Here is a 24,735-nt window from a genome sequence, read left to right as displayed (position 1 = left end):
ACTAGTCCGATTAGTGCTGGCGCGCCTTCCACCAGGACAGCAGTTCCTCGGTCGCCTCGTCGTTGGACAGCGGCCCGCGGTCCAGCCGCAGCTCCTTGAGGAACCGCCACGCCTCCCCCACCTGCGGGCCGGCCGGGATGTCGAGCAGCCGCATGATCTCGTTGCCGTCCAGGTCCGGGCGCACCCGGTCCAGGTCCTCCTGGGCGGCCAGCTCGGCGATGCGCTCCTCGAGCCGGTCGTACGACGCGCGCAGCCGGGCGGCCCGGCGCTTGTTGCGGGTGGTGCAGTCCGCGCGCACCAGCTTGTGCAGCCGCGGCAGCAGCGGACCGGCGTCGGTGACGTAGCGGCGCACCGCCGAATCGGTCCACTTTCCCTCGCCGTAGCCGTGGAACCGCAGGTGCAGGAACACCAGCTGCGACACGTCCTCGACCATCTGCTTGGAGTACTTCAGCGCCCGCATCCGCTTGCGGACCATCTTGGCGCCGACCACCTCGTGGTGGTGGAAGCTCACGCCGCCGTTGGCTTCATGCCGGCGGGTGGCCGGCTTGCCGATGTCGTGCAGCAGCGCGGCCCAGCGCAGCACCAGGTCGGGGCCGTCGTCTTCAAGTTCGATGGCCTGGCGCAGCACGGTCAGCGAATGCTGGTAGACGTCCTTGTGCTGGTGGTGCTCGTCGATGGCCATCTGCATGCCGCCGATCTCGGGCAGTACCACCGCACCCATCCCGGACTGCACCAGCAGCTCGATCCCGGCGACCGGATGCGCGCCGAGCAGCATCTTGTCCAGTTCCGCGGCCACCCGCTCGGCGCTGATCCGCGCCAGCTGCGGCGCCATCTCCTCGATGGCCGCCAGCACCCGCGGCGCGACGGTGAACCCGAGCTGGGAGACGAACCGGGCGGCGCGCAGCATCCGCAGCGGGTCGTCGCCGAAGGAGATCTCCGGGGACGACGGGGTGTCCAGCACTCGGGCGCGCAGCGCTGCCAGTCCGTTGAGCGGATCGAGGAACTCTCCCGCACCCGTCGGCGTGACACGAACTGCCATGGCGTTGACGGTGAAGTCGCGGCGCACCAGGTCGTCTTCCAGGCGATCGCCGAATTGCACCTCCGGATTGCGTGACACTTGGTCGTAGGTGTCGGCGCGGAAGGTGGTGATCTCGAGTCGGTGCTCGCCTTTGCCCACCCCGACAGTGCCGAACTCGATGCCGGTGTCCCACAGCGCATCGGCCAGTGGCCGCACGATCTTCTGTATCTGTTCGGGCCGGGCATCGGTGGTGAAGTCCAGATCCGGGCTCAACCGGCCCAGCAGTGCGTCGCGTACCGAACCGCCGACCAGGTACAGCTGGTGACCGGCGCTGCCGAACGCGGAGCCCAGTTCGCCGAGCACCGCGGCGTGCTGGTGCAGCGCGACCGCGGCCGCGGTCAGCAGTTCGGCATCCTGGGCGGGTTCGGCCACGTTCGGTCAGCCTAGTCGGACGACGATGCGGGCCGGGCCGGCCCGTGAGGAGTCCGACAATCCAACCAGTCGGGGTCGACGGGCCGTCGTGCAGCGTGGAGTGCAATGACGGCTTTGCGGGTGTAACCAGGGCGGAAAAATCGCCGAATCTTCGCCCTGGACTCACCCGCAAAACCGTGGGTTCACACTCATTGCCGGGCCGGCAGCACCTGATGCGAGTGGCCCACGTCACGAAGAGGGCCATCCCCGACCGGCAACGACCCGGCCCCCCGGACGGCGAGTGAGTCCAGAACACCCACGTCGGCCAGCTAATATCGCTTGAATGTCGGAGGGCGAACAGGCCAGACCGCGCAGGCGCCGGGGCCGGCGTCGCGGTCGTGGCGGCCCGCGTCCGGCCGAGAACACCGCGGACACCCCAGCGGCCGACGCCGCGCCCAGCCCGGCGACCGCGGCCAAGCGCCGCGTCCGGCGCGGCCCCGACCGGATGCGTACCGTGCACGAGACCTCGGCCGGAGGCCTGGTCATCGACGGAATCGACGGCCCGCGTGACGAGCAGGTTGCCGCACTGATCGGTCGGGTCGATCGTCGCGGCCGGATGTTGTGGTCGCTGCCCAAGGGGCACATCGAGCTCGGCGAAACCGCCGAGCAGACCGCGATCCGTGAAGTTGCCGAGGAGACGGGTATCCGGGGCAGCGTGTTGGCCGCCCTGGGACGCATCGACTACTGGTTCGTCACCGACGGCCGCCGGGTGCACAAGACCGTGCACCACTATCTGATGCGGTTCCTGGGCGGAGAGCTCTCCGACGAAGACCTGGAGGTCGCCGAGGTGGCGTGGGTGCCCATTCACGAGCTGCCGTCCCGGCTCGCCTACGCCGACGAACGCAAACTGGCCGAGGTCGCCGACGAACTGATCGGCAAGCTGCAGAGCGACGGCGAGGAGGCGCTGCCGCCGCTGCCGCCGAGCTCGCCGCGCAGACGCCCGCAGACACACTCGCGCACCCGTCACGCCAACGACTCCGCTCCGGGCCGGAAGAACGGTCACGGGCAGGGGCCGTGATCGCGCCACGACTTCGGTGGGCCAAGTTGGTGCGTCTCGCCGCGGTGACGGGCATCGTGGCCGGATTCGGCATGGCGCTCACCGCTCCCCCGCCCGCCAATGCCGGTGAACCCGCCCCGACCCCGTTCGTGCAGGTACGCATCGACCAGGTGACCCCGGACATCGTGACCACCTCCAGCGATCCCGTCGTCACCGTCAGCGGCATGGTGACCAACATCGGTGACCGGCCGGTGCACGACGTGATGGTCCGGCTCGAGCACGCCGGCGCCGTCACCTCCTCGTCCGCGCTGCGCACCTCCCTGGACGGCAACACCGACCAGTACGAGCCGGCCGCCGACTTCCTCACGGTCTCCCCCGAACTGCAGCGCGGGCAGCAGGCCGGATTCAGCCTGTCCGCCCCGCTGCGGTCGCTGACCGGTCCGTCGCTGGAAATCGACAAGCCCGGCATCTTCCCCGTGCTGGTCAACGTCAACGGGACACCCGACTACGGCGCGCCGGCGCGCCTGGACAATGCCCGGTTCCTGTTGCCAGTGGTGGGTGTTCCGCCCGACAAGGCCGGTGACATCGCCGCGGCCGTGGCACCCGAAACCGGCAAGCCGGTGTGGATGACCATGCTGTGGCCGTTGGCCGACCGCCCCCGGCTGGCTCCCGGCGTGCCCGGCGGCACCATCCCGGTACGCCTGGTCGACGACGAGCTGGCCGGGTCGCTGGCCCCCGGGGGACGGCTGGACACCCTGCTGTCCGCGGCCGAGCTGGCGACCAGCCGCGACATCGATCCCGACGGCGCGGTGGGGCGCGCGTTGTGCTTGGCCGTCGATCCCGACCTGCTCGTCACCGTCAACGCGATGACCGCGGGCTACGTGGTGTCCAATTCACCCGACGGCCCGGCCCAACAGCCGGGCAAACCGACGCATCCGGGCACCGGCCAGACCCCGGCGAACCTGTGGCTGAACCGGTTGCGCGCGTTGGCGCACCGCACCTGTGTGGTGCCGTTGCCCTACGCCCAGGCCGACCTGGACGCCCTGGCGCGGGTCAACAATCCCAGCCTCAACACCACCGCCACAGTCAGCACCGGCGACATCGTCGACCGCATCCTGGACGTCGCTTCGGTCCGGGGCGCCACCGTGCTGCCCGACGGCCCACTCACCAGCCGCGCGGTCAGCCTGCTCGACGCCAACGACAGCACCGTCGCGGTAGCGGCCGCGGACTTCCCGCCGCAGGACGCCGCCACCGCGACCGGCAGCGCCGAGATCACACCGCGGCGGCTGTCCACCCGGGTGGTGACGGCACCGTTCGACCCGGCCATCGGCGCCGCGCTGGCCGCGGCCGGCACCAACCCGGTGATGCCCACCTACCTGGACCCGTCGCTGGCGGTGCGCATCAACCACGACTCGGTCACCGCACGCCGCCAGGACGCGCTGGGCGCGATGCTGTGGCGCGGCTTGTCCCCCGACGCCGCGCCGCGCACCCAGATCCTGGTGCCACCGGCGTCGTGGACGCTGCAAGGCGACGACGCGCAGCTGATCCTGACCGCGCTGGCCACCGCCGTCCATTCCGGGCTGGCCGTGCCGCGCCCGCTGCCGGCGCTGGTCGCCGAGGCCGCGGCGCACACCGAGCCACCGCAGCTACCCGGTGCCTACAACTCGGCGCGGGGCCGCTTCAGCGACGAGGTCACCGCGCAGATCGCCGGACAGGTCGGCCGGCTGTCCAAACTGACCTCGGCGATGATGACCGACGACCGCACCGGACTCACCGGGGAGCAGTACACCGCGCCGCTGCGCGAGGACATGCTGCGCTCGTTGAGCCAGTCGATGCCGCCCGACACCCGCAACGGCTTGGCCCAACAGCGGTTGGCGGTGGTGGGCACCACGATCAACGACTTCTTCGGCGCGGTGACGATCGTCAACCCCAGCGGCTCCTACACGCTGGCCACCGAGCACAGTCCGCTGCCGTTGGCGCTGCACAACGGACTCGCGGTGCCGGTCCGGGTGCGATTGCAGGTCGACGCCCCGCCCGGCATGACGGTCACCGACGTGGGGCAAATCGAACTGCCGCCCGGATATCTGCCGCTGCGCGTGCCGGTCGAAGTCAACTTCACCCAGCGGGTGGCCGTCGACGTCGGACTGCGCACCCCGGACGGAGCGGCGCTCGGCGAGCCGGTGCGGTTGTCGGTGCACTCCAACGCCTACGGCAAGGTGCTGTTCGCGATCACCCTCACCGCGGCGGCGGTGCTGGTGGCGTTGGCCGGACGGCGGTTGTGGCACCGCTTCCGCGGCCAGCCCGACCGCGCCGACCTGGATCGGCCCGATCCGCCCGCCCACGGCCGGTCCGTCGAGCAGCACCGGGCAACCGAACGTCGGGCTCACGAAGAGCATCGCGTATGAACCCCGCACCCCGGCGGGTGCAACCACGGCCGCACCGGCCGTCGCAGCGTCCGCCGCTCTCCCAGCCCCGGTCTCCCGTGCCGCCGCCCGGCCTGCCGCCCCGCCCCGGCTGGACCCCGCAGCAACCACCCGCCGGACAGCCGCGCCGTCGACCCGAACTTTCCGACGCCGCGCTGGTGAAGCGGTCCTGGGGGATGGCGTTCGCGACGCTGATCAGCCGTCTTACCGGTTTCGCCCGGATCGTGCTGTTGGCCGCGATCCTGGGTGCGGCCCTGTCCAGTTCCTTCTCGGTCGCCAATCAGCTGCCCAACCTGGTCGCCGCGCTCGTCTTGGAGGCGACGTTCACCGCGATCTTCGTGCCGGTGCTGGCCCGCGCCGAGCAGGACGACCCCGACGGCGGCGCGGCCTTCATGCGGCGGCTGGTCACCCTGGCCACCACCTTGCTGCTGTTGGCCACCGCGCTGTCGGTACTGGCCGCGCCGCTCCTGGTCCGACTGATGCTGGGCCGCAATCCCGAGGTCAACGAATCCCTCACCACCGCGTTCGCCTACCTGCTGCTGCCTCAGGTGCTGGTCTACGGCCTGTCGTCGGTGTTCATGGCGATCCTGAACACCCGCAACATCTTCGGGCCACCGGCCTGGGCGCCCGTCGTCAACAATGTCGTCGCGATCGCCACCTTGGGTGTCTACCTGCTGGTCCCCGGTGAGCTGTCCGTCGACCCCGTCGAGATGGGCAACGCCAAGCTGTTGGTCCTGGGCGTCGGCACCAGCCTGGGGGTGTTCGCGCAGACCGCGGTGTTGCTGGTGGCGATCCGGCGCCAGCGCATCAGCCTGCGCCCGCTGTGGGGAATCGACGAGCGGCTCAAACGCTTCGGCACCATGGCCGCCGCGATGGTGCTCTACGTGCTGATCAGCCAGCTCGGGCTGGTCGTCGGCAACCAGATCGCCAGCACCTCGGCCGCCTCCGGTCCGGCGATCTACAACTACACCTGGCTGGTGCTGATGCTGCCGTTCGGCATGATCGGCGTGACGGTGCTGACGGTGGTGATGCCGCGGCTGAGCCGCAACGCCGCCGCCGACGACATCCCGGCGGTGCTGGCCGACCTGTCGTTGGCGACCCGGCTGACCATGATCACCCTCATTCCCGCGGTCGCGTTCATGACCGTCGGCGGCTCGGCGATGGGCAGCGCACTGTTCGCCTATGGGCATTTCGGTCAGGTCGACGCCGGTTACCTGGGCGCCGCGATCGCGCTGTCGGCGTTCACGCTGATCCCCTACGCGTTGGTGCTGCTGCAGCTGCGGGTGTTCTACGCCCGCGAGCAACCGTGGACGCCGATCGTCATCATTGTCGTCATCACCGCGGTCAAGATCGCGGGCTCGCTCTCCGTACCGCATCTGACCAGCAACCCGCAACTGGTCGCCGGGTATCTCGGAACCGCCAACGGCCTCGGCTTCCTCGCCGGGGCGCTGGTCGGTCACCTGTTGCTGCGCCGCAGCCTGCGGCCGAAGGGCGGCCGGCTGATCGGCCTGGCCGAAGTGCGGACCATCCTGGTGACGATTTCGGCATCGCTGCTGGCCGGGCTGATCGCCCACGTCGCCGACCGGCTGCTGGGACTGGACCGGCTGACCGCGCACGGCGGCATGGCGTCGCTGCTGCGCCTGTTCGCCCTGGCGGCCATCATGGTGCCGATCCTGGCCGCGGTGATGCTCGGCGCCCGGATCCCGGAGGCCCGCGCCGCCCTCGATCTGATTCGGCGCCGGCTGGGACGTCCCGGGCCTCAGCCGCCGCCGGCCAAGGCGACGGTGTCGTCCGAGCGCCCGCCGGTCACGTACCCTGAGCAAAGAAATCCGTCCCTGCCGAGGGGAAATGCGGTCCCGGAACCCATCCGGCGCAGACCTGGCGGGGCCGGCCTGGCGAAAGGACTGGGGGTGACCGACCGCACTTCGGACAGCGCCTCGGCCGGTGCCTCGCCCACCTCGAAGGCCGGTCAAGAACAGCCGCCGCGAGCCGACGACTTCCAGCCCGACATTCCGCCGGGTCACGACCGCAGTGCACCGCGCGACCAGGTCAACGGTGGCCCGCCTGCCGAGACGCGGGGGCCGATCCCGTTCGACGCGCCCCGAGAGCGCGGACCCGAACCGGCGGCGCCGCAGGACGACTCCCACCTGGTGCCCGGGGGGCGGATCGCCAACGGCCGCTACCGCCTGCTGATCTCGCACGGCGGCATACCGCCGCTGCATTTCTGGCAGGCGCTGGACACCGCCCTGGACCGCCAGGTCGCGCTCACGTTCGTCGATCCCGAGGGTGCGCTGCCCGACGAGGTGCTGCAGGAAATCCTGTCGCGCACGCTGCGGCTGAGCCGGATCGACAAGCCGGGCATCGCCCGCGTCCTGGACGTCGTCCACACCAAAACCGGCGGCCTGGTGGTCGCCGAGTGGATCCGCGGGGGCTCCCTACAGGAAGTCGCGGACACCTCGCCGTCGCCGGTCGGCGCGATCCGGGCGATGCAGTCGCTGGCGGCCGCCGCCGACGCCGCGCACCGCGCCGGTGTCGCGCTGTCCTTGGACCACCCGAGCCGGGTGCGGGTCAGCATCGACGGCGACGTGGTGCTGGCCTACCCGGCCACCATGCCCGACGCCAACCCGCAGGACGATATCCGCGGGATAGGCGCCGCCCTGTATGCCCTGCTGGTCAACCGGTGGCCGCTGCCGGAGACCGGGGTGCGCAGCGGGTTGGCCCCAGCCGAACGCGACGCCGGCGGCCAGCCCGTCGAACCGACCGTCGTCGACCGTGACATCCCGTTCCAGATTTCCGCCGTCGCCGTGCGCTCGGTCCAGGAGGACGGCGGAATACGAAGCGCCTCAACGCTTTTGAACCTACTTCAACAGGCCACCGCGGTCGCCGACCGCACCGAGGTGATCAGTCCGATCGACGATGTGCCCGCGCCCACCTCCCCGCGCCGCGCCGCAGCCGAGCGCGGCGGCGAAGTCTACTCCCGCCGCCGCCGCAACCTGCTGATCGGGCTGGGCGCCGGTGCGGCGGTGCTGCTGGTCGCGCTGCTGGTGCTGGCGTCGGTGGTGAGCAAGATCTTCGGCGACGTCGGCAGCGGGCTCAAGGGCGATCAGCTCGGGCTGAACAACCCGTCGTCCTCGTCGGCTTCGGAATCCCCCGGCCCTGCCGCACCGTCGGGCAGCACCGTCAAACCCACCAAGGCGACCGTTTTCTCCCCCGAAGGTGACGCCGACGCCGCCGCCGACGCCGGGAACGCGATCGACGGCAATCCGGCCACCTCGTGGCAGACCGACCCGTACACCGACTCGGTGCCGTTCCCCAACTTCAAGAACGGGGTCGGATTGCTGCTGCAGCTACCCAAACCCACCGTCGTCGGCACCGTGACGATCGACATCTCCAGCACCGGGACGAAGGTCGAGATCCGCTCCTCGGCCTCGCCGAACCCGTCGAAGCTCAGCGACACCACCGTGTTGACGCCGGCCACCGCACTCAAGCCCGGCCACAACACCATTCAGGTCAAGGCGTCCGCCCCGACCTCGAACCTGCTGGTGTGGATCTCCACGCTGGGCACCACCGACGGCAAGAACCAGGCCGCGATCTCCGAAATCACCATCCAAGCCGCTTCCTGAAGTGCCCGGCCGCCGCCGTTCGGCTACGTTCCGGCGGGTGGGTTTCCGGGGTAGATGGGACGCGAGACGACAGCCCGACAGCGACGCTGAACTGCTGGCCGCGCACGTCGCCGGGGACCGTCACGCCTTCGCCGAACTCTTCGCACGGCACCACCGACGGCTCTACCGGCTGGCCCGGCTGACCAGCGTGAGCCCCGAGGACGCCGACGACGCGCTGCAGGACGCGATGCTGTCGGCACACCGCAGCGCCGGCGCGTTCCGCTATGACGCCGAGGTCGGCTCGTGGTTACACCGCATCGTGCTCAACGCGTGCCTGGATCGGCTGCGCCGGGCCAAGTCCCGGCCGGCGGTGCCGCTGGACGACGACTATCCCGTCGCCGACCGCACCGCGCAGGTCGAGACCACGATCGTCGTGCAACGGGCGCTGATGCGGCTGTCCGTCGAGCACCGGGCGGCCGTCGTCGCCGTCGACATGTTGGGGTGTTCGATCGCCGAGACCGCCGCGTTGCTGGGTGTGGCCGAGGGCACCGTCAAGAGCCGATGCGCCCGCGCGCGTGCCCGGCTCGCCTACTTGCTCGGGTACCTCGATACCTGCGAACTAGGTTGCTAGAGTTCGACATTCGCCTGTCCCGCAACCGCATTCCCGGCCCGGACGCGCCCCGTGGGTACGGGCGGGCGCCGACCGCGACGTGCCCATGACGGACACTGGGTCCGATGACTGGTGCCCAGAACGATCCGGACCCGCGGCTGAGTGTCGAACTGCTCGCCGACTTGCAGGCCGGGCTGCTCGACGACGACACCGCCGCCGCAGTTCGCAGCCGGATCCGCACCGACCCGCAGGCCGCCGAAGCCTTGCAGGCCCTCAACCAGGTGCGCCGCGACCTGGCGGACCTCGGTGCCGAGTCCGCGGACGGGACTCGCGGAGCCGAGAGCTCCCGCGGCGCCGCCCACGCGGCACGGCCACCCGTGCGTCCGGGGCGGCTGTTGGCCGGCATCGCCGGGGTGTGCGCGGTCGTCGCCGCCGTCGCCATCGGGACCCTCGCGCTGCTGAACGAGCCTGCGCCGCAACCGGATCTGGGGCCGACCGCCGGGCACATCACCGTCTCCACGCCCGTCCCGGTGATACCGCTGTCGGATCCCGACATCCTGGAACTGCTGCGCCGCCCACCCGACTTCGGCACCCTCGCCAACCCCGCCCAACGCGCCTCGTGCCTCAGCGGGCTCGGCTATCCGGCATCCGTGCAGGTGTTGGGCGCACAGCCGGTGGAGGTCAACGCGCGCCCCGGTGTGCTGCTGGTCATGCCCGGCGACACCCCCGACACCGTGACGGCCTACGCGGTGGCGCAGAACTGCAGCGCCGCCGACACCGGGCTGCTGGCCACCACCACGATTCCCCGCGGCTAAGTGCCGCGCGCCTAGTGTCGTGCGCCACCACCGGGAACAGCACTGCCTAGTCTGGCGTTCGTAGACTTTGCAGAGCTATGTCCCCATGTGACCGGTTTCCGCCCGAAAGGCACGCATGACCGCTTCCGCTTCCCCAGACACCATTCACGACGTCATCGTCATCGGCTCCGGTCCGGCCGGCTACACCGCGGCGCTCTACACCGCCCGGGCGCAACTGAAGCCGCTGGTCTTCGAAGGCACCTCGTTCGGCGGGGCGCTGATGACCACGACCGAGGTGGAGAACTACCCCGGCTTCCGCGACGGCATCACCGGCCCGGAACTGATGGACCAGATGCGCGAGCAGGCGCTGCGCTTCGGCGCCGACCTGCGCATGGAAGACGTCGAATCGGTGTCGCTGGACGGCCCGGTCAAGACCGTGGTGACCGCCGAAGGCGAGACGTTTCGCGCCCGCGCCGTCATCCTGGCGATGGGTGCGGCCGCACGCTACCTGCACGTCCCCGGCGAACAGGAACTGCTGGGCCGCGGCGTGAGCTCGTGCGCCACCTGCGACGGGTTCTTCTTCCGCGACCAGGACATCGCCGTGATCGGGGGCGGCGACTCGGCCATGGAGGAAGCTACCTTCCTGACCCGGTTCGCCCGCAGCGTCACCCTGATTCACCGGCGCGAAGAGTTCCGCGCGTCCAAGATCATGCTCAACCGGGCCGTGGAAAACGAGAAGATCACCATCCTCACCAACAAGGCGGTGCTCGGAGTCGACGGCGACAACACGGTGACCGGCCTGCGGTTGCGCGACACCCGCACCGGGGAGGAGACCACCTTGCCGGTGACCGGGGTGTTCGTCGCGATCGGCCACGAGCCACGCTCGGCGCTGGTGCGCGACGCCGTCGACCTCGACCCGGACGGCTACGTCCTGGTTCAGGGACGCACCACCAGCACCTCCCTGGACGGCGTCTTCGCCGCCGGAGACCTGGTGGACCGCACCTACCGGCAGGCCATCACCGCGGCGGGCAGCGGCTGCGCGGCTGCTATCGACGCCGAACGGTGGCTCGCGGGACACCAAGCGGTTGGACCGGCCGACAGCACCGAATTGATTGGAGCAAAGCGATGAGTGACCTCGAGAAGAAATCCGGCACGATCGAGGTCTCCGACGCCTCCTTCCCCACCGACGTGCTGTCCAGCAACAAGCCTGTGCTGGTTGACTTTTGGGCGACGTGGTGCGGTCCGTGCAAGATGGTGGCGCCGGTGCTCGAAGAGATCGCCGCCGAACGCTCGGCCGACCTGACCGTGGCCAAACTCGACGTGGACGCCAACCCCCAGACCGCGGTCGAGTTCGACGTCGTCTCGATCCCCACCCTGATCCTGTTCAAGGACGGTCAGCCGGTGAAACGCATCGTCGGCGCCAAGGGCAAAGCGGCGTTGCTGCGCGAACTCTCCGACGCGGTTCCCGAGCTGGCCTGACCGACCGCATATCGCTCCGTCCGGCGTCCGGGTGGCGCCGCTATTGTTGCCGAAACGAGTCCCCGACTGGCCTGGGGTTTTCCTGATCTGGGCGAGGATCTGCGACAATACCGGTTAACTGCGCTGCATTTGGCGGCGATGTCAATTAGTCCCGGAGGGCCCTTGGTATGCCGGATCCGCGCCGCGAAGACGGCGACGCGCTGCGCTGTGGCGACCGCGGCGCCGCGGTCACCGAAATCCGGGCGGCGCTGGCCGCGCTGGGAATGCTGGACAACCCCGACGAAGACCTGGACACCGGCCGCCATGTCGCGGCCGACGTTTTCGACGGCGAACTCGACCACGCCGTCCGCGCCTTCCAGCAGCACCGCGGTCTGTTGGTGGACGGCGTCGTCGGGGAGGCGACCTACCGCGCGCTGAAGGAAGCCTCCTACCGCCTCGGTGCCCGCACCCTGTATCACCAGTTCGGTGCGCCTCTCTACGGTGACGACGTCGCCACGCTGCAGGCCCGGCTGCAGGATCTCGGTTTCTACACCGGTCTGGTGGACGGGCATTTCGGCCTGCAGACCCACAACGCACTGATGTCCTATCAGCGTGAGTACGGACTGTCGGCCGACGGCATCTGCGGCCCGGAAACGTTGCGCTCCTTGTACTTTCTCAGTTCCCGGGTCTCTGGTGGCTCACCGCACGCGATCCGTGAAGAGGAACTGGTCCGCCGGTCCGGGCCCAAGCTGTCGGGCAAGCGCATCATCATCGATCCGGGCCGCGGCGGCAACGACCACGGCCTGATCACCAACGGGCCGGGCGGTCCGATCAGCGAAGCAGACGTGCTGTGGGACTTGGCAAGTCGGCTCGAAGGTCGCATGACGGCCATCGGCATGGAGACGTTCCTGTCCCGGCCGACCAACGGAAGCCCCTCCGACGCCGAACGTGCGGCGATCGCCAATTCCGTTGGCGCGGACCTGATGATCAGCCTGCGCTGCGAAACCCAAAGCAGCCCTTCGGCCAACGGCGTAGCGTCGTTCCACTTCGGCAACTCGCACGGTTCGGTGTCCACCATCGGCCGCAACTTGGCCGACTTCATCCAACGAGAAGTGGTGGCCCGCACCGGGTTACGTGACTGCCGGGTGCACGGCCGCACCTGGGATCTGCTGCGGCTGACCAGGATGCCGACCGTCCAGGTCGATGTCGGTTACATCACCAATCCCGGCGATCGCGACATGCTGATCGCGACCCGCACCCGCGACGCGATCGCCGAAGGCATTCTCGCCGCGGTGAAGCGGCTCTACCTGTTGGGTAAGAACGACCGGCCCACCGGCACTTTCACTTTCGCCGAACTGCTCGCCCACGAGTTGAGCGTCGAGCGGGAACGGGCCAGCAGGATCACCGGGTCCTAACCGGACCGGCACCGAGCTTCCTAACCGGACCGGCGCCGAGCTTCGAGGGTATTGCCCGCCGTCCCCGCCCCGACCGGCTGTTCCAGTTGCGCATTCTCCAGCAGGCGCTCCAACGCGGCTTCGACTTCGGCTTTCCAGCCCAGCCCCTTGTCCAGTTCGAGGCGCAGCCGCGGAAAGTAGGGATGCGGCGCGACCACCACAAACCCCACGTCCAGCAAGAAGTCCGCGTCGATGATGCAGTGCTCGACGGAGCAGTCCCCGAGCGATTCCACCACCGGCTGGATATCGGGGTCGATCGGCGGCTGCAACTCGGTGGCCGCCTCGGTGCGGCCGAATGCCTCCAGTGCCCGCACGCCGCGGCGCACCAACTCGTCGATGACCCGGGCGATCAGACTGGCCGGCAGGTCGTCGAGAATCTCGGAGGGGGTGTGCCCGCGCTCGATTCCCATCGAGGTCAGCAACACCGCGTCCGCCGACACCGGCGCGGTCGGAAAGCGATGTGCCCGCGGCACCGCCCGCGGTGGCGCGTAGAGCACGTACCCCACGCACGGCGGTTCGGCCTGACTGCGCTCGTCGGGGACCGCGGTGGCAACCTGTCCGCACGAGCCCCATTCCAGCATGACCATCGACAGCCATGCTTCCTTTTCGAATTCAGGATCGGCCAGGTGCTCGTCCTTGCCGAGCGTCGCCGGATCGACCTCCCAGAACACGCACCGCCGCGCGTGCTTGGGGAGCTGCTCGAAGGCTTCGAGCCGCAGCGCTGTAATCCGAGCTGACACTAGACTCCTAGTCTCCGTGCGGTGCTCACGCCCGACGACCTTGCGCATGCCACCCGGCGTCCTCGCGACGTAGCACGGCCGATGTGGCTCGTCCCCGCTCTCCCCGGCCTGACGTACTCCGGCAACCCCTCCAGAATAGGAGAGTCGGCCGGTATCGGGCCAGTGTCGCAGTCGGCCGGCTCGTCGAAGTCCGAAAAAACTTGACGCACAACAGATCTCCGTTATCGACGGCGCCTCGAGTCGACCGGGACGGGTCCCGGAACCAGGTCGGTGTCACAGTGACGTAATTGCTTGGTATGTCGGGTCGAGCCGTCTCACGCCTTCGTCGCGGTCATCAGATCGATGATCCGCTGCAGGTCGTCGACCGAGCCGAATTCGACCACGATCTTGCCCTTGCGCTTTCCGAGCGCGACGGTGACCCGGGTGTCGAAGGCATTCGACAGTCGCTCGGCGACATCCTGCAGCCCGGGCATCTGGATCGGCTTACGCCGGGGCGGTGCCGGTGCGGCGCCGTCCCCCCGGTTGGCCAACGTGACTGCCTCCTCGGTGGCGCGCACCGAGAGGCCTTCCGCGACGATCCGGCTCGCCAGTTCCTCCTGCGCCTCCGGTCCGGCTTCCAGGGACAGCAGAGCCCGCGCGTGGCCGGCGGACAGCACACCCGCGGCCACCCGACGCTGAACGGGTATCGGCAACTTGAGCAACCGGATCATGTTGGTGATCAGGGGGCGTGACCGGCCGATGCGGGCGGCCAGTTCGTCGTGGGTGACCCCGAACTCGTCGAGCAGCTGTTGGTATGCCGCCGCTTCTTCCAAGGGGTTCAGCTGGACCCGGTGGATGTTCTCCAGCAGTGCGTCGCGCAACAGGTTGTCGTCGCCCGTCTCGCGCACGATGGCCGGGATCGTGGCGAGGCCCGCCTCCTGCGCCGCGCGCCACCTCCGCTCCCCCATCACGATCTGATAGCGGGCACCACTTGTCGCGCCCGGGACCGCGCGCACCACGATCGGCTGCAACAGCCCGAATTCGCGGATGGAGTGCACCAACTCCGAGAGCGCCTCGTCGTCGAAGACCTGTCGCGGCTGACGAGGGTTGGGCTCGATGTCGGTCGGTGCGATCTCCCGGTATACCGCGCCCATCGCGGCGGCGTCCGGTAACGGGCCGCCGATCACCACGTCGGCGGCTGCGGACCCCATGCGCGGACCCAGTGTCGACGGACCGGAGTCGCCGTCGGCGGGACCGGTGGGGATCAGCGAAGCCAGGCCGCGGCCCAGGCCGCCCTTGCGGCGTGACGGTGTCGTCATCAGTTATTCCCTCCCGGCTGGTGGTCGATCACGTTGGGCGAGTTCGCGGCTGGCGTCCAGATAACTCATCGCCCCGCGCGAACCGGGATCGTAATCGATGATCGTCATGCTGTAGCCCGGTGCCTCGGAAACCTTCACGCTGCGCGGGATAACCGTGCGCAGAACCTTGTCCCCGAAGTACCGCCGCACCTCTTCGGCCACCTGATCCGCAAGCTTGGTCCGACCGTCGTACATCGTGAGGATCACCGTCGTCACGTCGAGTTGCGGATTGAGGTGAGCCTTCACCATTTCGATGTTGCGCATCAGCTGTGACACACCCTCGAGGGCGTAGTACTCGCACTGGATCGGGATCAACACCTCGGGTGCCGCAACGAGGGCGTTGATGGTGAGCAGACCCAGCGACGGTGGACAGTCCACGAAGACGTAGTCGAAGTCGAAGCTGTCCAGTTCGGCCAAGGCGTTGCGCAACCGGTTCTCCCGCGCCACCATGCTGACCAATTCGATCTCCGCGCCGGCGAGGTCAATGGTGGCCGGCACACAGAAGAGCCGTTCGCTGTGCGGGCTGCGGCGCAGCGCATCCCGCAGGGCCACCTCACCGATCAGCACTTCGTAGGACGACGGTGTGCCCGATTGTCGATCGGTGATGCCCAGTGCGGTGCTGGCGTTGCCCTGCGGGTCGAGGTCGACGACGAGCGTCTTGAGGCCCTGGACCGCGAGTGCGGCCGCGAGGTTGACGGCGGTGGTCGTCTTCCCCACCCCGCCCTTCTGGTTGGCGATGGTGAAGACGCGGCGCTGCCGAGGCCGTGGCAGCGGCTCATGGGTGGTGTGCAGTACTCGCATCGCCCGCTCGGCGGCGGCTCCGATGGGAGTGTCGAATTCGGTCGATGTTTCACGTGAAACATTCACCGTGGGATTCTGCGCCCGCGACGGCGTCGCCGCCACCGGGGACACGCCTTCCTGGGCTCCTGGATCGGTGGCTGACGGGGCCACCGGCCGGCCCGGTTGCTCTGTCGGCGCGGCTGCGTTACGACTCCACCTCATGCCGCTCCCCCGGACGCCCGCGTACGCCGGACCGGCTTGCCGCGCCGCGCCACCACCGCGGTCGCGGGCCGCTCCAAATAGGTCGCGCCACACGCCACCACCCTGACATCGACCGCACCGGACGCAGCCATCCCACGCCGGTGTTCCTCGACCTCTTCCTGAGCACGCTCGCCCTTGACGGCGATCATCTGTCCCTCATGCCTCAGCAACGGCATACTCCACTTCGTCAGTTTGTCTAGCGAGGCGACGGCCCGTGAAACCGCCGCATCGCTGCCGCCGTACCTCTTGCGAATGCCGGGTTCCTCCGCGCGGCCACGTACCACCTCGACCGGCAGGTCCAACTCTTCGGCGACCTCGCGGAGAAAGTCGGTGCGCCTCAGCATCGGCTCCAGGAGGACGACATGCAAGTCTGGTCGGGCGATTGCCAGCGGCACGCCCGGCAACCCGGCTCCCGAGCCGATGTCGATGACCCGATCGTTCGGGGCGAGCAGTTCCGCGATGACCGCGGAGTTCAAGATGTGGCGTTCCCACAGACGTGCGACTTCCCGCGGACCCAGCAACCCGCGCTCCACCCCCGCGGTCGCCAGGATGTCTGCGTAGCGTCGCGCCAGCTCGATCCGTAGACCGAAGACCGCCTCCGCCGCTGCCGTGGCGGCACTGGCGTCGGCTCCTGAAGCGCTGTCGTCGGGTCGCAATGGGAACGGATCGACATGTTTCACGTGAAACATTCCTCCGTTCCCGCGTCCGACCCGACCGAACTACACCGCTGTAACTCCGGTCATCGCGGCCGGGTCACAGTCGTCCTACGAATCAGTCACGCAGCACGACGACGCGGCGGGACGGTTCCACGCCCTCGCTTTCGCTGTGCACCCCGGGCACGGCAGCGACCGCGTCGTGGACGATCTTGCGCTCGAACGGTGTCATCGGCGAGAGGGCCTCGCGCTCACCGGTCTCGGCTACCCGGCGGGCCACCTTGTCACCCAGCGACGCCAGTTCGTCCCGGCGCCGACGGCGCCAGCTTGCGATGTCCAGCATCAGCCGGCTGCGCACGCCGGTCTTCTGGTGTACGGCCAGCCGGGTGAGCTCTTGCAGCGCGTCCAGCACCTCGCCCCCGCGGCCGACCAACTTGTTGAGATCGTCGCTGCCGTCGATGCTCACCACCGCGCGGTTGCCTTCGACGTCCAAGTCGATGTCGCCGTCGAAGTCCAGCAGGTCCAACAACTCTTCCAGATAGTCCCCGGCGATCTCGCCTTCGGCGACCAAGCGCTCTTCCAGGTCCTCGCCGTCGTCGACCGCTGCCCCGTTCGCCGCCTCGGTCTCGGGTTGGTCTTGGGTGTCGACATCGGTGATGTCAGCATCCGTCATAGCGTTCTCTCCCCTCATTCCCTGTGGGTATTCGCGGCTGGTGCGCCGCATGGTTCCTCAGTCGCTCTCCGCGGCGCACCGCGGACCGAGCGAGCTAACGTTTGCGCTTCTTGGGTCGTGCGCCGGGGCGTGGTGTGCGGCCCGGTTGATTAGGTCGGCTCCCTGCATTCGGCTTCTCGGGCGGCGAGGGCGCGGTCTCCACCGTGTCCTCCTCGACCGCGCCGACTGTCGCGTCCGACGACCCGGTCTCTCCGGCCGAACTGTTCGCGCTGGGCGGAGTCGGCCTGTTGCGAATGGGCTTGGCACCCGGCGCGGGCGCATTGGCGGCGCGGCGCTGGATGGCTTCCTGCTTCTTGGCTTCGTCTTCCTTCTCGATCATCCCGAACACGTAGTGCTGCTGACCGAACGTCCAGATGTTGTTGGCGAACCAATACAGGATGATCGCCAGCGGCATCGGGAACAGGACCGGTCCGATCAACACCCCGAGCGGAAACACGTACAGCGCCAGCTTGTTCATCATGGCGGTCTGCGGGTTGGCGGCCGCCTCCGGGCTCTGCCGCGCCACCGACGCCCGGCTGTTCAGGTACGTGGCGATACCGGCCAGGATCATCACCGGCACGCTCACGGCGATCAGCATCCCCCGATCGAACTGGCTGAACGCGTCCAGACCGGTGGTCTGGCGAATCGCCGCACCGATCGGCGCCCCGAACAGGTTCGCGTCCAGGAAGTGTCCGACGTCCGTCGCGCTGAACACGTAGTTGCCCAGTTCGCGGTTTTCCTTGACCGAGAGGCCCATCCGGCCGATCCCGGACTGCGTCCGGTTGAACGACATCAGCACGTGATACAGACCCAGGAACACCGGGAGCTGAGCCAGCATCGGCAGGCAGCCCAGGATCGGATTGAAGCCGTGCTCGCGCTGCAGCTTCTGCATCTCCATCGCCATCCGCTGCCGGTCTTTGCCGTACTTCTTCTGCAGCGCCTTGATCTGCGGCTGCAGCTCCTGCATCTGCCGGGTGGTGCGGATCTGCTTGACGAACGGCTTGTACAGCAGCGCCCGCAAGGTGAACACCAGGAACATCACCGCCAGCGCCCAGGCGAAGAAGTTGTCGGGTCCCAGCACGTAGGCGAATGCCCGGTACCAGAGCCACATGATCCACGACACCGGGTAATAGACGAAGTCGAGGCTGAAGAAATCAAACAAAAGTTCCACTCTCCCGTTGCTCTGCCGCACCGTCGACCGCGGCGTCGTCGAAGTCAGCCCGGCGCTCGTGGCGCTCCGGGATCGGGTCCCATCCTCCCCGATGCCAGGGACCACACTTGGCGAGTCTGGCCACCGCCAGCCACCCCCCGCGAATCGCCCCGTATTCGGTCAGCGCTTCGACGGCGTACTGGCTACAGGTAGGCATGAACCGGCATGACGGCGGTCGCAGCGGCGACACCATGTGCCGGTAGAGCTGGATCAGGTAGACCACCGTCCGAACCACCGGGGCGCCGAGCTCCGAGACCTTCACCGCTCGGTACCCGCGAGTTCGAAAGCCCGCCGCAGGCCACTGCGCAACTGTCGTTCCAACCACGCCGAGGAGACATGGCGGCTGCTGGGCAGTGCGCGGATCACCACCTGATCGAGCGGATGCAGACTGTCCAGCATCGGCCGCGCCACATGGCGCAACCGACGGGCCACCCGGTGACGTTCGACCGCCGTGCCTACCCGCTTGGCGATGATCAATCCCACCCGGGGGCCGCGACTTTCCTGCCTTGCGCCCTCGGGCTCAGTGCCCCGGCGTACATGGACGACGACATCCGGCTGCACCGTGCGCATGCCGTACTTCACTGTCGCGTCAAACTCCGTCGACCGCCTCATGCGGTTGCGTGGAGAAAGCACCGCTGGAAAGCCCGATCTTGCGATCAGGCAGTCAAAGAGCGGCGACCCTTGCTGCGCCGGTTGGAAACGATGGCGCGTCCGGCACGGGTGCGCATCCGCAGCCGGAAACCATGAACCCGGGCTCGCCGCCGGTTGTTCGGCTGGAAGGTCCGCTTGCCCTTGGCCACGGCGTTCTCCTCGCTGTGTTCGGCATAACCATCCGCCCGCTGAGGCCTAACAGCTCGTCGGTCGGAGAGTGTCTCGCTTGCTGGCCGGCGCGGTCCCCGGGTTCTGGCCCCGGGTCGCAGCCGTATCGCCGACTTTCGGGCGACTGTTTGAGGGTACTGATGCGACTTCGCCTGGTCAAACCTGCCCACACCGCCTCGGTCCTGGACCCGGCCCGCCAGAACATCAAGGAGCCCACCGGAATACAAAAAAGAACTGTTGGCAGCCGCAACGAAAACTGTTAGCTTCGCGGGGTGTAGTTTCCAAGCCGGGGCGGACTTGGAGCTCTGTCGACAATGAAGCGAGGATGGCGGATCGACTAGCTGAGTGGACAGCTTTCATGGTTGTCTTCAGCACGGAGATCGCGAACCGCGGCGCAAATGCTGCGGCACGTTATCGACCGTTCCTTCCACACCTGTGGATAACCATGTGGACAGCTGCTCGTCGCCGGGACCCCGCTGTACCTCGACCGTCGGACCAGGAGATGCGTCGTTGACCGATGACCCCGGTTCCGGATTCGCCACGGTGTGGAACGCGGTTGTCGCCGAACTCAACGGTGACTCCGGCAACGGATCCCCCCTCACCACTCCCCTGACTCCCCAGCAGCGCGCGTGGCTCAACCTCGTGCAACCGCTGACCATCGTCGAGGGCTTTGCGTTGCTGTCGGTCCCGAGTGTGTTCGTGCAGAACGAGATCGAACGTCACCTGCGTAACCCGATCACCGATGCACTCAGCCGCCGGCTCGGACAGCAGATCCAACTCGGCGTGCGCATCGCCCCACCCCCGGACGACGACGGCGCGTTGCCACCGAACGACACTTCGCCACCACCCGCCGGAGATGCCGACGAAGCCGAGGACGACGGCGACGCCCAGAGCTGGCCGACCTATTTCAGCGCGCGCCCGCACACCAGCGACACCGCGGCGGCCGGCGGCACCAGCCTCAACCGGCGCTACACGTTCGACACGTTTGTGATCGGCTCCTCCAACCGGTTCGCGCACGCCGCGACACTGGCGATCGCCGAGGCACCCGCCCGGGCGTACAACCCGCTGTTCATCTGGGGCGAGTCCGGCCTGGGCAAGACGCACCTGTTGCACGCCGCCGGTAACTACGCGCAGCGCCTGTTCCCTGGCATGCGGGTCAAGTACGTCTCCACCGAGGAATTCACCAACGACTTCATCAACTCGCTGCGTGACGACCGCAAGGTGTCCTTCAAGCGCAGCTATCGCGATGTGGACGTGTTGCTCGTCGATGACATCCAGTTCATCGAAGGCAAGGACGGGATCCAGGAAGAGTTCTTCCACACCTTCAACACGCTGCACAACGCCAACAAGCAGATCGTCATCTCCTCGGACCGTCCTCCCAAACAGCTGGCCACCCTCGAAGACCGGCTGCGGACGCGGTTCGAGTGGGGACTGATCACCGACGTGCAGCCGCCGGACCTCGAGACCCGCATCGCCATCCTGCGCAAGAAAGCACAAGTGGAACGGCTGGCGGTGCCCGACGACGTCCTGGAACTGATCGCCAGCAGCATCGAACGCAATATCCGCGAGCTCGAGGGTGCGCTGATCCGGGTCACCGCGTTCGCGTCGCTGAACAAGACCCCGATCGATAAGGCGCTGGCCGAGATCGTGCTGCGCGACCTGATCGCCGACGCGAGCGGCATGCAGATCAGCGCGGCCACCATCATGGCGGCCACCGCGGAGTATTTCGACACCACCGTCGAGGAATTACGCGGCCCCGGCAAGGCCCGCCCGCTGGCCCAATCCCGTCAGATCGCGATGTACCTGTGCCGGGAGCTGACCGACCTGTCCTTGCCCAAGATCGGGCAGGCGTTCGGCCGCGATCACACCACGGTGATGTACGCGGAGAAGAAGATCCGCGGGGAAATGGCGCAGCGGCGTGAGATCTTCGACAACGTCAAAGAGCTCACCACCCGCATCCGGCAGCGCTCCAAGCGCTGACACCGATCCGGTCCGGCGCCCTCCGGGCACTTATTTGCAAAAAACTTTGCCCCCTCGAGTCACAACCGTCCCACCGTCGCGGTGTGTGTAGGTCTGTGCACAAACCGGGAAAACTGCCGTGCACCACCGGCCGTCCGGTGCACATCGGTGATTCATCCCCAGTTGTCCACCACGGATCTCACAACCGCAGGCCCCGTCATGCACAGTGCCGCCCGCGCCCTAGCAGCGCGAAGACCCAGCTGTCCCCAGATTGCACACCCCTTAATACTGATATTGAGATCTCTTCGTCGTTTCTGGTTTGAAGTACACGGTTGGGGACAGCTCGTCTTCGGTGCCCGCAGACCGGTCCCGGCGTCGGTTTGTCGGCGTCGGCGATTAGCTTTCAAGTTGGCTCGAGAAGCTCTACGGTTGTTCTTCGACTGCCGTTGCGCAGTCCCCGACGCCGGCGGGGGAGCTGGCCCATGGATTTGAAGTTCACTGTTAGGTGAAGGGACGCAATGGACGCGGCTACGACACGTGCTGTCACCGACTTGAGGTTTCGTCTGGTCCGGGAGTCGTTCGCCGATGCGGTGTCGTGGGTCGCCAAGAACCTGCCGTCACGGCCGACGGTGCCGGTGCTGTCCGGGGTGTTGCTGAACGGCACCGAGGACGGCCTGACCATCTCCGGATTCGACTACGAAGTCTCCGCCGAGGTCCAAGTTCCCGCCGAAATCGCTTCCCCGGGAAGTGTTTTGGTGTCTGGGCGGTTGTTGTCCGACATCACCAGGGCGTTGCCGAACAAACCGGTGGATTTCTACGTCGACGGCAACCGGGTCGCCCTGACCTGCGGGAGCGCCAGGTTCTCGCTGCCGACGATGGCCGTCGAGGATTACCCGACGCTGCCGACCCTTCCCGAGGAGACCGGGACGTTGCCGGCCGAGTTGTTCGCCGAAGCCATCGGCCAGGTCGCCATCGCCGCCGGCCGGGATGACACGCTGCCGATGCTGACCGGCATCCGTGTCGAGATCTCCGGTGAGACGGTGGTTTTGGCGGCCACCGACCGGTTCCGGCTGGCCGTGCGCGAACTGACCTGGTCGGCATTGTCCCCAGACATCGAGGCCTCGGTGTTGGTGCCGGCCAAGACACTGGCGGAGGCGGCCAAAGCCGGCGCCGACGGCTCTGAAGTCCGGTTGTCGCTGGGTGCCGGGTCCGCGGTCGGAAAAGACGGCCTGCTGGGGATCAGCGGCAACGGCAAGCGCAGCACCACCCGCTTGCTGGATGCCGAGTTCCCGAAGTTCCGCCAGCTGCTGCCGGCCGAACACACCGCGGTGGCCACGATCAACGTGGCCGAGTTGACCGAGGCGATCAAGCTGGTCGCGCTGGTGGCCGAACGTGGCGCGCAGATTCGCATGGAGTTCGCCGAGGGCATGCTGCGGCTGTCGGCCGGCGCCGACGATGTCGGGCGTGCCGAAGAAGATCTCGCGGTCGACTACGCCGGAGAACCGTTGACCATCGCGTTCAACCCGACTTACCTGACCGACGGACTGGGTTCGCTGCACTCCGAGCGGGTGTCGTTCGGTTTCACCACCCCGGGCAAGCCCGCGCTGCTGCGGCCCGCTTCTGCCGACGACGAGGTGCCGACTGGCAGCGGGCCGTTCGCTGCGGTGCCGACGGACTACGTGTACTTGTTGATGCCGGTGCGGCTGCCGGGCTGAATCGCTTGGACGCACACGTGTACGTCCGGCATCTGGGCTTGCGTGATTTCCGGTCCTGGGAGCGGGTGGACCTCGAATTGGCGCCCGGCCGCACGGTTTTCGTCGGCCGCAACGGTTTCGGGAAGACCAATCTTGTCGAAGCGCTGTGGTATTCCTCGACCCTGGGGTCCCATCGGGTCGGTACCGACGCACCGCTGATCCGCACGGGTGCCGATCGGGCTGTGGTGTCGACCATCGTGGTGAACGAGGGCCGCGAATGTGCCGTCGACCTCGAGATCGCCGCGGGCCGGGCGAACAAGGCGCGGTTGAACAGGTCCCCGGTCCGTAGCACGCGCGAGATCGTCGGCGTACTGCGCGCGGTGTTGTTCGCTCCGGAAGACCTGGCGCTGGTGCGCGGCGACCCGGCGGATCGGCGTCGCTACCTCGACGACTTGGCGACGGTGCGCCGGCCGACGATCGCCGGCGTGCGCGCCGACTACGACAAGGTGCTCCGGCAGCGCACCGCGTTGTTGAAATCGTTGGCCGGGGCGCGGTTTCGAGGCGATCGGGGGGCACTGGACACGCTGGAGGTGTGGGACAGCCGGCTGGCCGAGCACGGCGCCCAGCTCATGGCCGCCCGCATCGACCTGGTGAACCAACTGGCCCCGGAGGTAGAGCAGGCCTACCGGTTGCTGGCACCCGAATCACGTTCGGCGGCAATCGGTTACCGTTCCAGCACGGACACGTTGGTGGCGGATCGGGAGCTGCTGGAAAGCGCGTTGTTGACGGCGTTGGCCGCGCGCCGTGACGCCGAACTGGAACGGGGGGTGTGTCTAGTGGGTCCGCACCGCGACGACCTCGAATTGCGACTCGGCGATCAGCCCGCGAAAGGCTTTGCCAGCCACGGCGAATCGTGGTCGTTCGCGGTGGCGCTGCGACTGGCGGCCTATGAGTTGTTGCGTACCGACGGCAGCGACCCGGTGCTGCTGCTCGACGACGTCTTCGCCGAACTGGATACCAAGCGGCGTCAGGCGTTGGCCGCCGTCGCCGAGTCCGCCGAACAGGTGCTGGTGACCGCGGCGGTGCCGGAAGACATTCCCGACGGCTGGGAGGCTCGACAGGTGCGTATCGAGTTGCGCGACGGCGATTCCGGTCCGGTGTCGGAGGTGCAACCGTGACCGACGAGCCGGCAGATCAGGGGGAGGTGAACCAGCGCGGCCTGGACCTGGTCCGGCGCACGCTGGAAGAAGCCCGCTCCGCCGCACGCGCGCGCGGACAGGACGCCGGCCGGGGCCGGGCCGCACCCGTCGAGCCCCGGGGGCGCCGCGGCGCGGGATCACGCCGTCGGTGGTCGGGTCCCGGCCCGGATTCCCGCGACCCGCAACCCCTGGGCCGGTTGACCCGCGACCTGGCCAAGCAACAGGGCTGGACCACTCAGGTGGCCGAAGGCATGGTCTTCGGTCAGTGGAATGCGGTCGTCGGTCATCAGATCGCCGACCATGCGACCCCAGCGGCGCTCAACGACGGGGTGCTCAGTGTGACGGCCGAGTCGACCGCCTGGGCCACCCAGTTGCGGCTCATGCAGGCCCAGCTGCTGGCGAAAATCGCCGCCGCCGTGGGCAACGGTGTCGTGACCTCGCTGAAGATCACCGGGCCCGCCGCGCCGTCTTGGCGGAAAGGGCCCCTGCGCGCACCCGGCGGTAAAGGGCCCCGCGACACCTACGGATAGGGCCACCCGGGGTG

General features: G+C 68.3%; 22 protein-coding genes. 12 read left to right on the top strand and 10 right to left on the bottom strand.

From position 1 onward, the window contains the following. Positions 1–10 precede the first annotated feature (10 nt). A complete protein-coding gene (locus AC5Y46_RS09495; RefSeq protein WP_499990850.1) occupies positions 11–1,450 on the bottom strand; it encodes a CCA tRNA nucleotidyltransferase in 1,440 nt (479 codons plus the stop codon). A 322-nt stretch (positions 1,451–1,772) separates the two neighbouring features. Here AC5Y46_RS09495 and AC5Y46_RS09490 point away from each other — a divergent pair, with 322 nt between their 5' ends. The 8 genes from AC5Y46_RS09490 (at position 1,773) to AC5Y46_RS09455 (ending at position 12,788) form a co-directional block, all read left to right on the top strand. Beyond that, a complete protein-coding gene (locus AC5Y46_RS09490; protein ID WP_499990849.1) occupies positions 1,773–2,507 on the top strand; it encodes an NUDIX hydrolase in 735 nt (244 codons plus the stop codon). Next, positions 2,504–4,891, top strand: a complete 2,388-nt coding sequence (locus AC5Y46_RS09485) for a DUF6049 family protein (RefSeq protein ID WP_499943023.1) — start codon at positions 2,504–2,506, stop codon at positions 4,889–4,891. Before AC5Y46_RS09490 ends, AC5Y46_RS09485 begins: the two co-directional genes overlap by 4 nt. After that, the gene (murJ, locus tag AC5Y46_RS09480) at positions 4,888–8,532 is read left to right on the top strand and encodes a murein biosynthesis integral membrane protein MurJ (protein ID WP_499943022.1); all 3,645 of its coding nucleotides are present in this window, start codon (positions 4,888–4,890) and stop codon (positions 8,530–8,532) included. Before AC5Y46_RS09485 ends, murJ begins: the two co-directional genes overlap by 4 nt. A 37-nt stretch (positions 8,533–8,569) precedes the next feature. After that, positions 8,570–9,142 carry an RNA polymerase sigma factor SigM gene (gene sigM, locus AC5Y46_RS09475; RefSeq protein ID WP_499990847.1) on the top strand — a complete coding sequence of 191 codons (573 nt, stop codon included), beginning with the start codon at positions 8,570–8,572 and terminating at the stop codon, positions 9,140–9,142. 104 nt (positions 9,143–9,246) lie between these two features. Next, the gene (locus AC5Y46_RS09470; RefSeq protein WP_499990846.1) at positions 9,247–9,936 is read left to right on the top strand and encodes an RsmA family anti-sigma factor; all 690 of its coding nucleotides are present in this window, start codon (positions 9,247–9,249) and stop codon (positions 9,934–9,936) included. A 115-nt stretch (positions 9,937–10,051) separates the two neighbouring features. Beyond that, on the top strand, positions 10,052–11,044 hold the full coding sequence (trxB, locus tag AC5Y46_RS09465) for a thioredoxin-disulfide reductase (protein WP_499990845.1): 993 nt from the start codon (positions 10,052–10,054) through the stop codon (positions 11,042–11,044). Then, the gene (gene trxA, locus AC5Y46_RS09460; RefSeq protein ID WP_499943018.1) at positions 11,041–11,394 is read left to right on the top strand and encodes a thioredoxin; all 354 of its coding nucleotides are present in this window, start codon (positions 11,041–11,043) and stop codon (positions 11,392–11,394) included. Before trxB ends, trxA begins: the two co-directional genes overlap by 4 nt. A gap of 167 nt (positions 11,395–11,561) precedes the next feature. Next, entirely contained in the window at positions 11,562–12,788 is a 1,227-nt protein-coding gene (locus AC5Y46_RS09455; RefSeq protein WP_499943017.1) for an N-acetylmuramoyl-L-alanine amidase, read from the top strand. Positions 12,789–12,808: 20 nt separating this feature from the next. Here the strand turns inward: AC5Y46_RS09455 and AC5Y46_RS09450 are convergent, their stop codons facing one another. The 9 genes from AC5Y46_RS09450 to rpmH all read right to left on the bottom strand — a co-directional run bounded on the left by AC5Y46_RS09450 (position 12,809) and on the right by rpmH (position 19,320). Then, positions 12,809–13,567 carry an acetyltransferase gene (locus AC5Y46_RS09450; protein ID WP_499943016.1) on the bottom strand — a complete coding sequence of 253 codons (759 nt, stop codon included), beginning with the start codon at positions 13,565–13,567 and terminating at the stop codon, positions 12,809–12,811. A 314-nt stretch (positions 13,568–13,881) separates the two neighbouring features. After that, complete coding sequence (locus AC5Y46_RS09445; protein WP_499943015.1) at positions 13,882–14,865, bottom strand: ParB/RepB/Spo0J family partition protein; 984 nt, start codon at positions 14,863–14,865, stop codon at positions 13,882–13,884. A 3-nt stretch (positions 14,866–14,868) separates the two neighbouring features. Beyond that, positions 14,869–15,906 (bottom strand): ParA family protein, encoded by a 1,038-nt coding sequence (locus AC5Y46_RS09440; RefSeq protein WP_499990843.1) that lies wholly within the window; start codon positions 15,904–15,906, stop codon positions 14,869–14,871. Next, positions 15,903–16,634, bottom strand: a complete 732-nt coding sequence (gene rsmG / locus AC5Y46_RS09435) for a 16S rRNA (guanine(527)-N(7))-methyltransferase RsmG (RefSeq protein WP_499990841.1) — start codon at positions 16,632–16,634, stop codon at positions 15,903–15,905. Before rsmG ends, AC5Y46_RS09440 begins: the two co-directional genes overlap by 4 nt. 82 nt (positions 16,635–16,716) lie before the next feature. Then, positions 16,717–17,271 (bottom strand): Jag family protein, encoded by a 555-nt coding sequence (locus AC5Y46_RS09430; RefSeq protein WP_499943012.1) that lies wholly within the window; start codon positions 17,269–17,271, stop codon positions 16,717–16,719. Between the two features lie 94 nt (positions 17,272–17,365). Then, entirely contained in the window at positions 17,366–18,481 is a 1,116-nt protein-coding gene (gene yidC / locus AC5Y46_RS09425; RefSeq protein ID WP_499943011.1) for a membrane protein insertase YidC, read from the bottom strand. Continuing rightward, a complete protein-coding gene (gene yidD / locus AC5Y46_RS09420) occupies positions 18,465–18,713 on the bottom strand; it encodes a membrane protein insertion efficiency factor YidD (protein WP_499943168.1) in 249 nt (82 codons plus the stop codon). The genes yidC and yidD overlap by 17 nt, the downstream gene beginning before the upstream one ends. A gap of 65 nt (positions 18,714–18,778) precedes the next feature. Further along, the gene (rnpA, locus tag AC5Y46_RS09415) at positions 18,779–19,153 is read right to left on the bottom strand and encodes a ribonuclease P protein component (RefSeq protein WP_499990839.1); all 375 of its coding nucleotides are present in this window, start codon (positions 19,151–19,153) and stop codon (positions 18,779–18,781) included. A 23-nt stretch (positions 19,154–19,176) separates the two neighbouring features. Next, entirely contained in the window at positions 19,177–19,320 is a 144-nt protein-coding gene (gene rpmH / locus AC5Y46_RS09410; protein ID WP_180916038.1) for a 50S ribosomal protein L34, read from the bottom strand. A gap of 529 nt (positions 19,321–19,849) precedes the next feature. Here rpmH and dnaA point away from each other — a divergent pair. The 4 genes from dnaA to AC5Y46_RS09390 all read left to right on the top strand — a co-directional run bounded on the left by dnaA (position 19,850) and on the right by AC5Y46_RS09390 (position 24,721). Then, positions 19,850–21,319, top strand: coding sequence for a chromosomal replication initiator protein DnaA (dnaA, locus tag AC5Y46_RS09405; protein WP_499990837.1), 1,470 nt, complete (start codon positions 19,850–19,852; stop codon positions 21,317–21,319). A gap of 497 nt (positions 21,320–21,816) precedes the next feature. After that, positions 21,817–23,013, top strand: a complete 1,197-nt coding sequence (gene dnaN, locus AC5Y46_RS09400; protein ID WP_499943008.1) for a DNA polymerase III subunit beta — start codon at positions 21,817–21,819, stop codon at positions 23,011–23,013. 17 nt (positions 23,014–23,030) lie between these two features. Continuing rightward, positions 23,031–24,170, top strand: coding sequence for a DNA replication/repair protein RecF (gene recF / locus AC5Y46_RS09395; protein WP_499990927.1), 1,140 nt, complete (start codon positions 23,031–23,033; stop codon positions 24,168–24,170). After that, on the top strand, positions 24,167–24,721 hold the full coding sequence (locus AC5Y46_RS09390; RefSeq protein WP_499943004.1) for a DUF721 family protein: 555 nt from the start codon (positions 24,167–24,169) through the stop codon (positions 24,719–24,721). The genes recF and AC5Y46_RS09390 overlap by 4 nt, the downstream gene beginning before the upstream one ends. The last annotated feature ends 14 nt before the right edge of the window (positions 24,722–24,735 follow it).

This window comes from Mycobacterium sp. NGS59 (assembly GCF_059812345.1).
The sequence above is the reverse complement of the archived record's forward strand: the minus strand, read 5'-3'. Positions and strand labels throughout refer to the sequence as shown.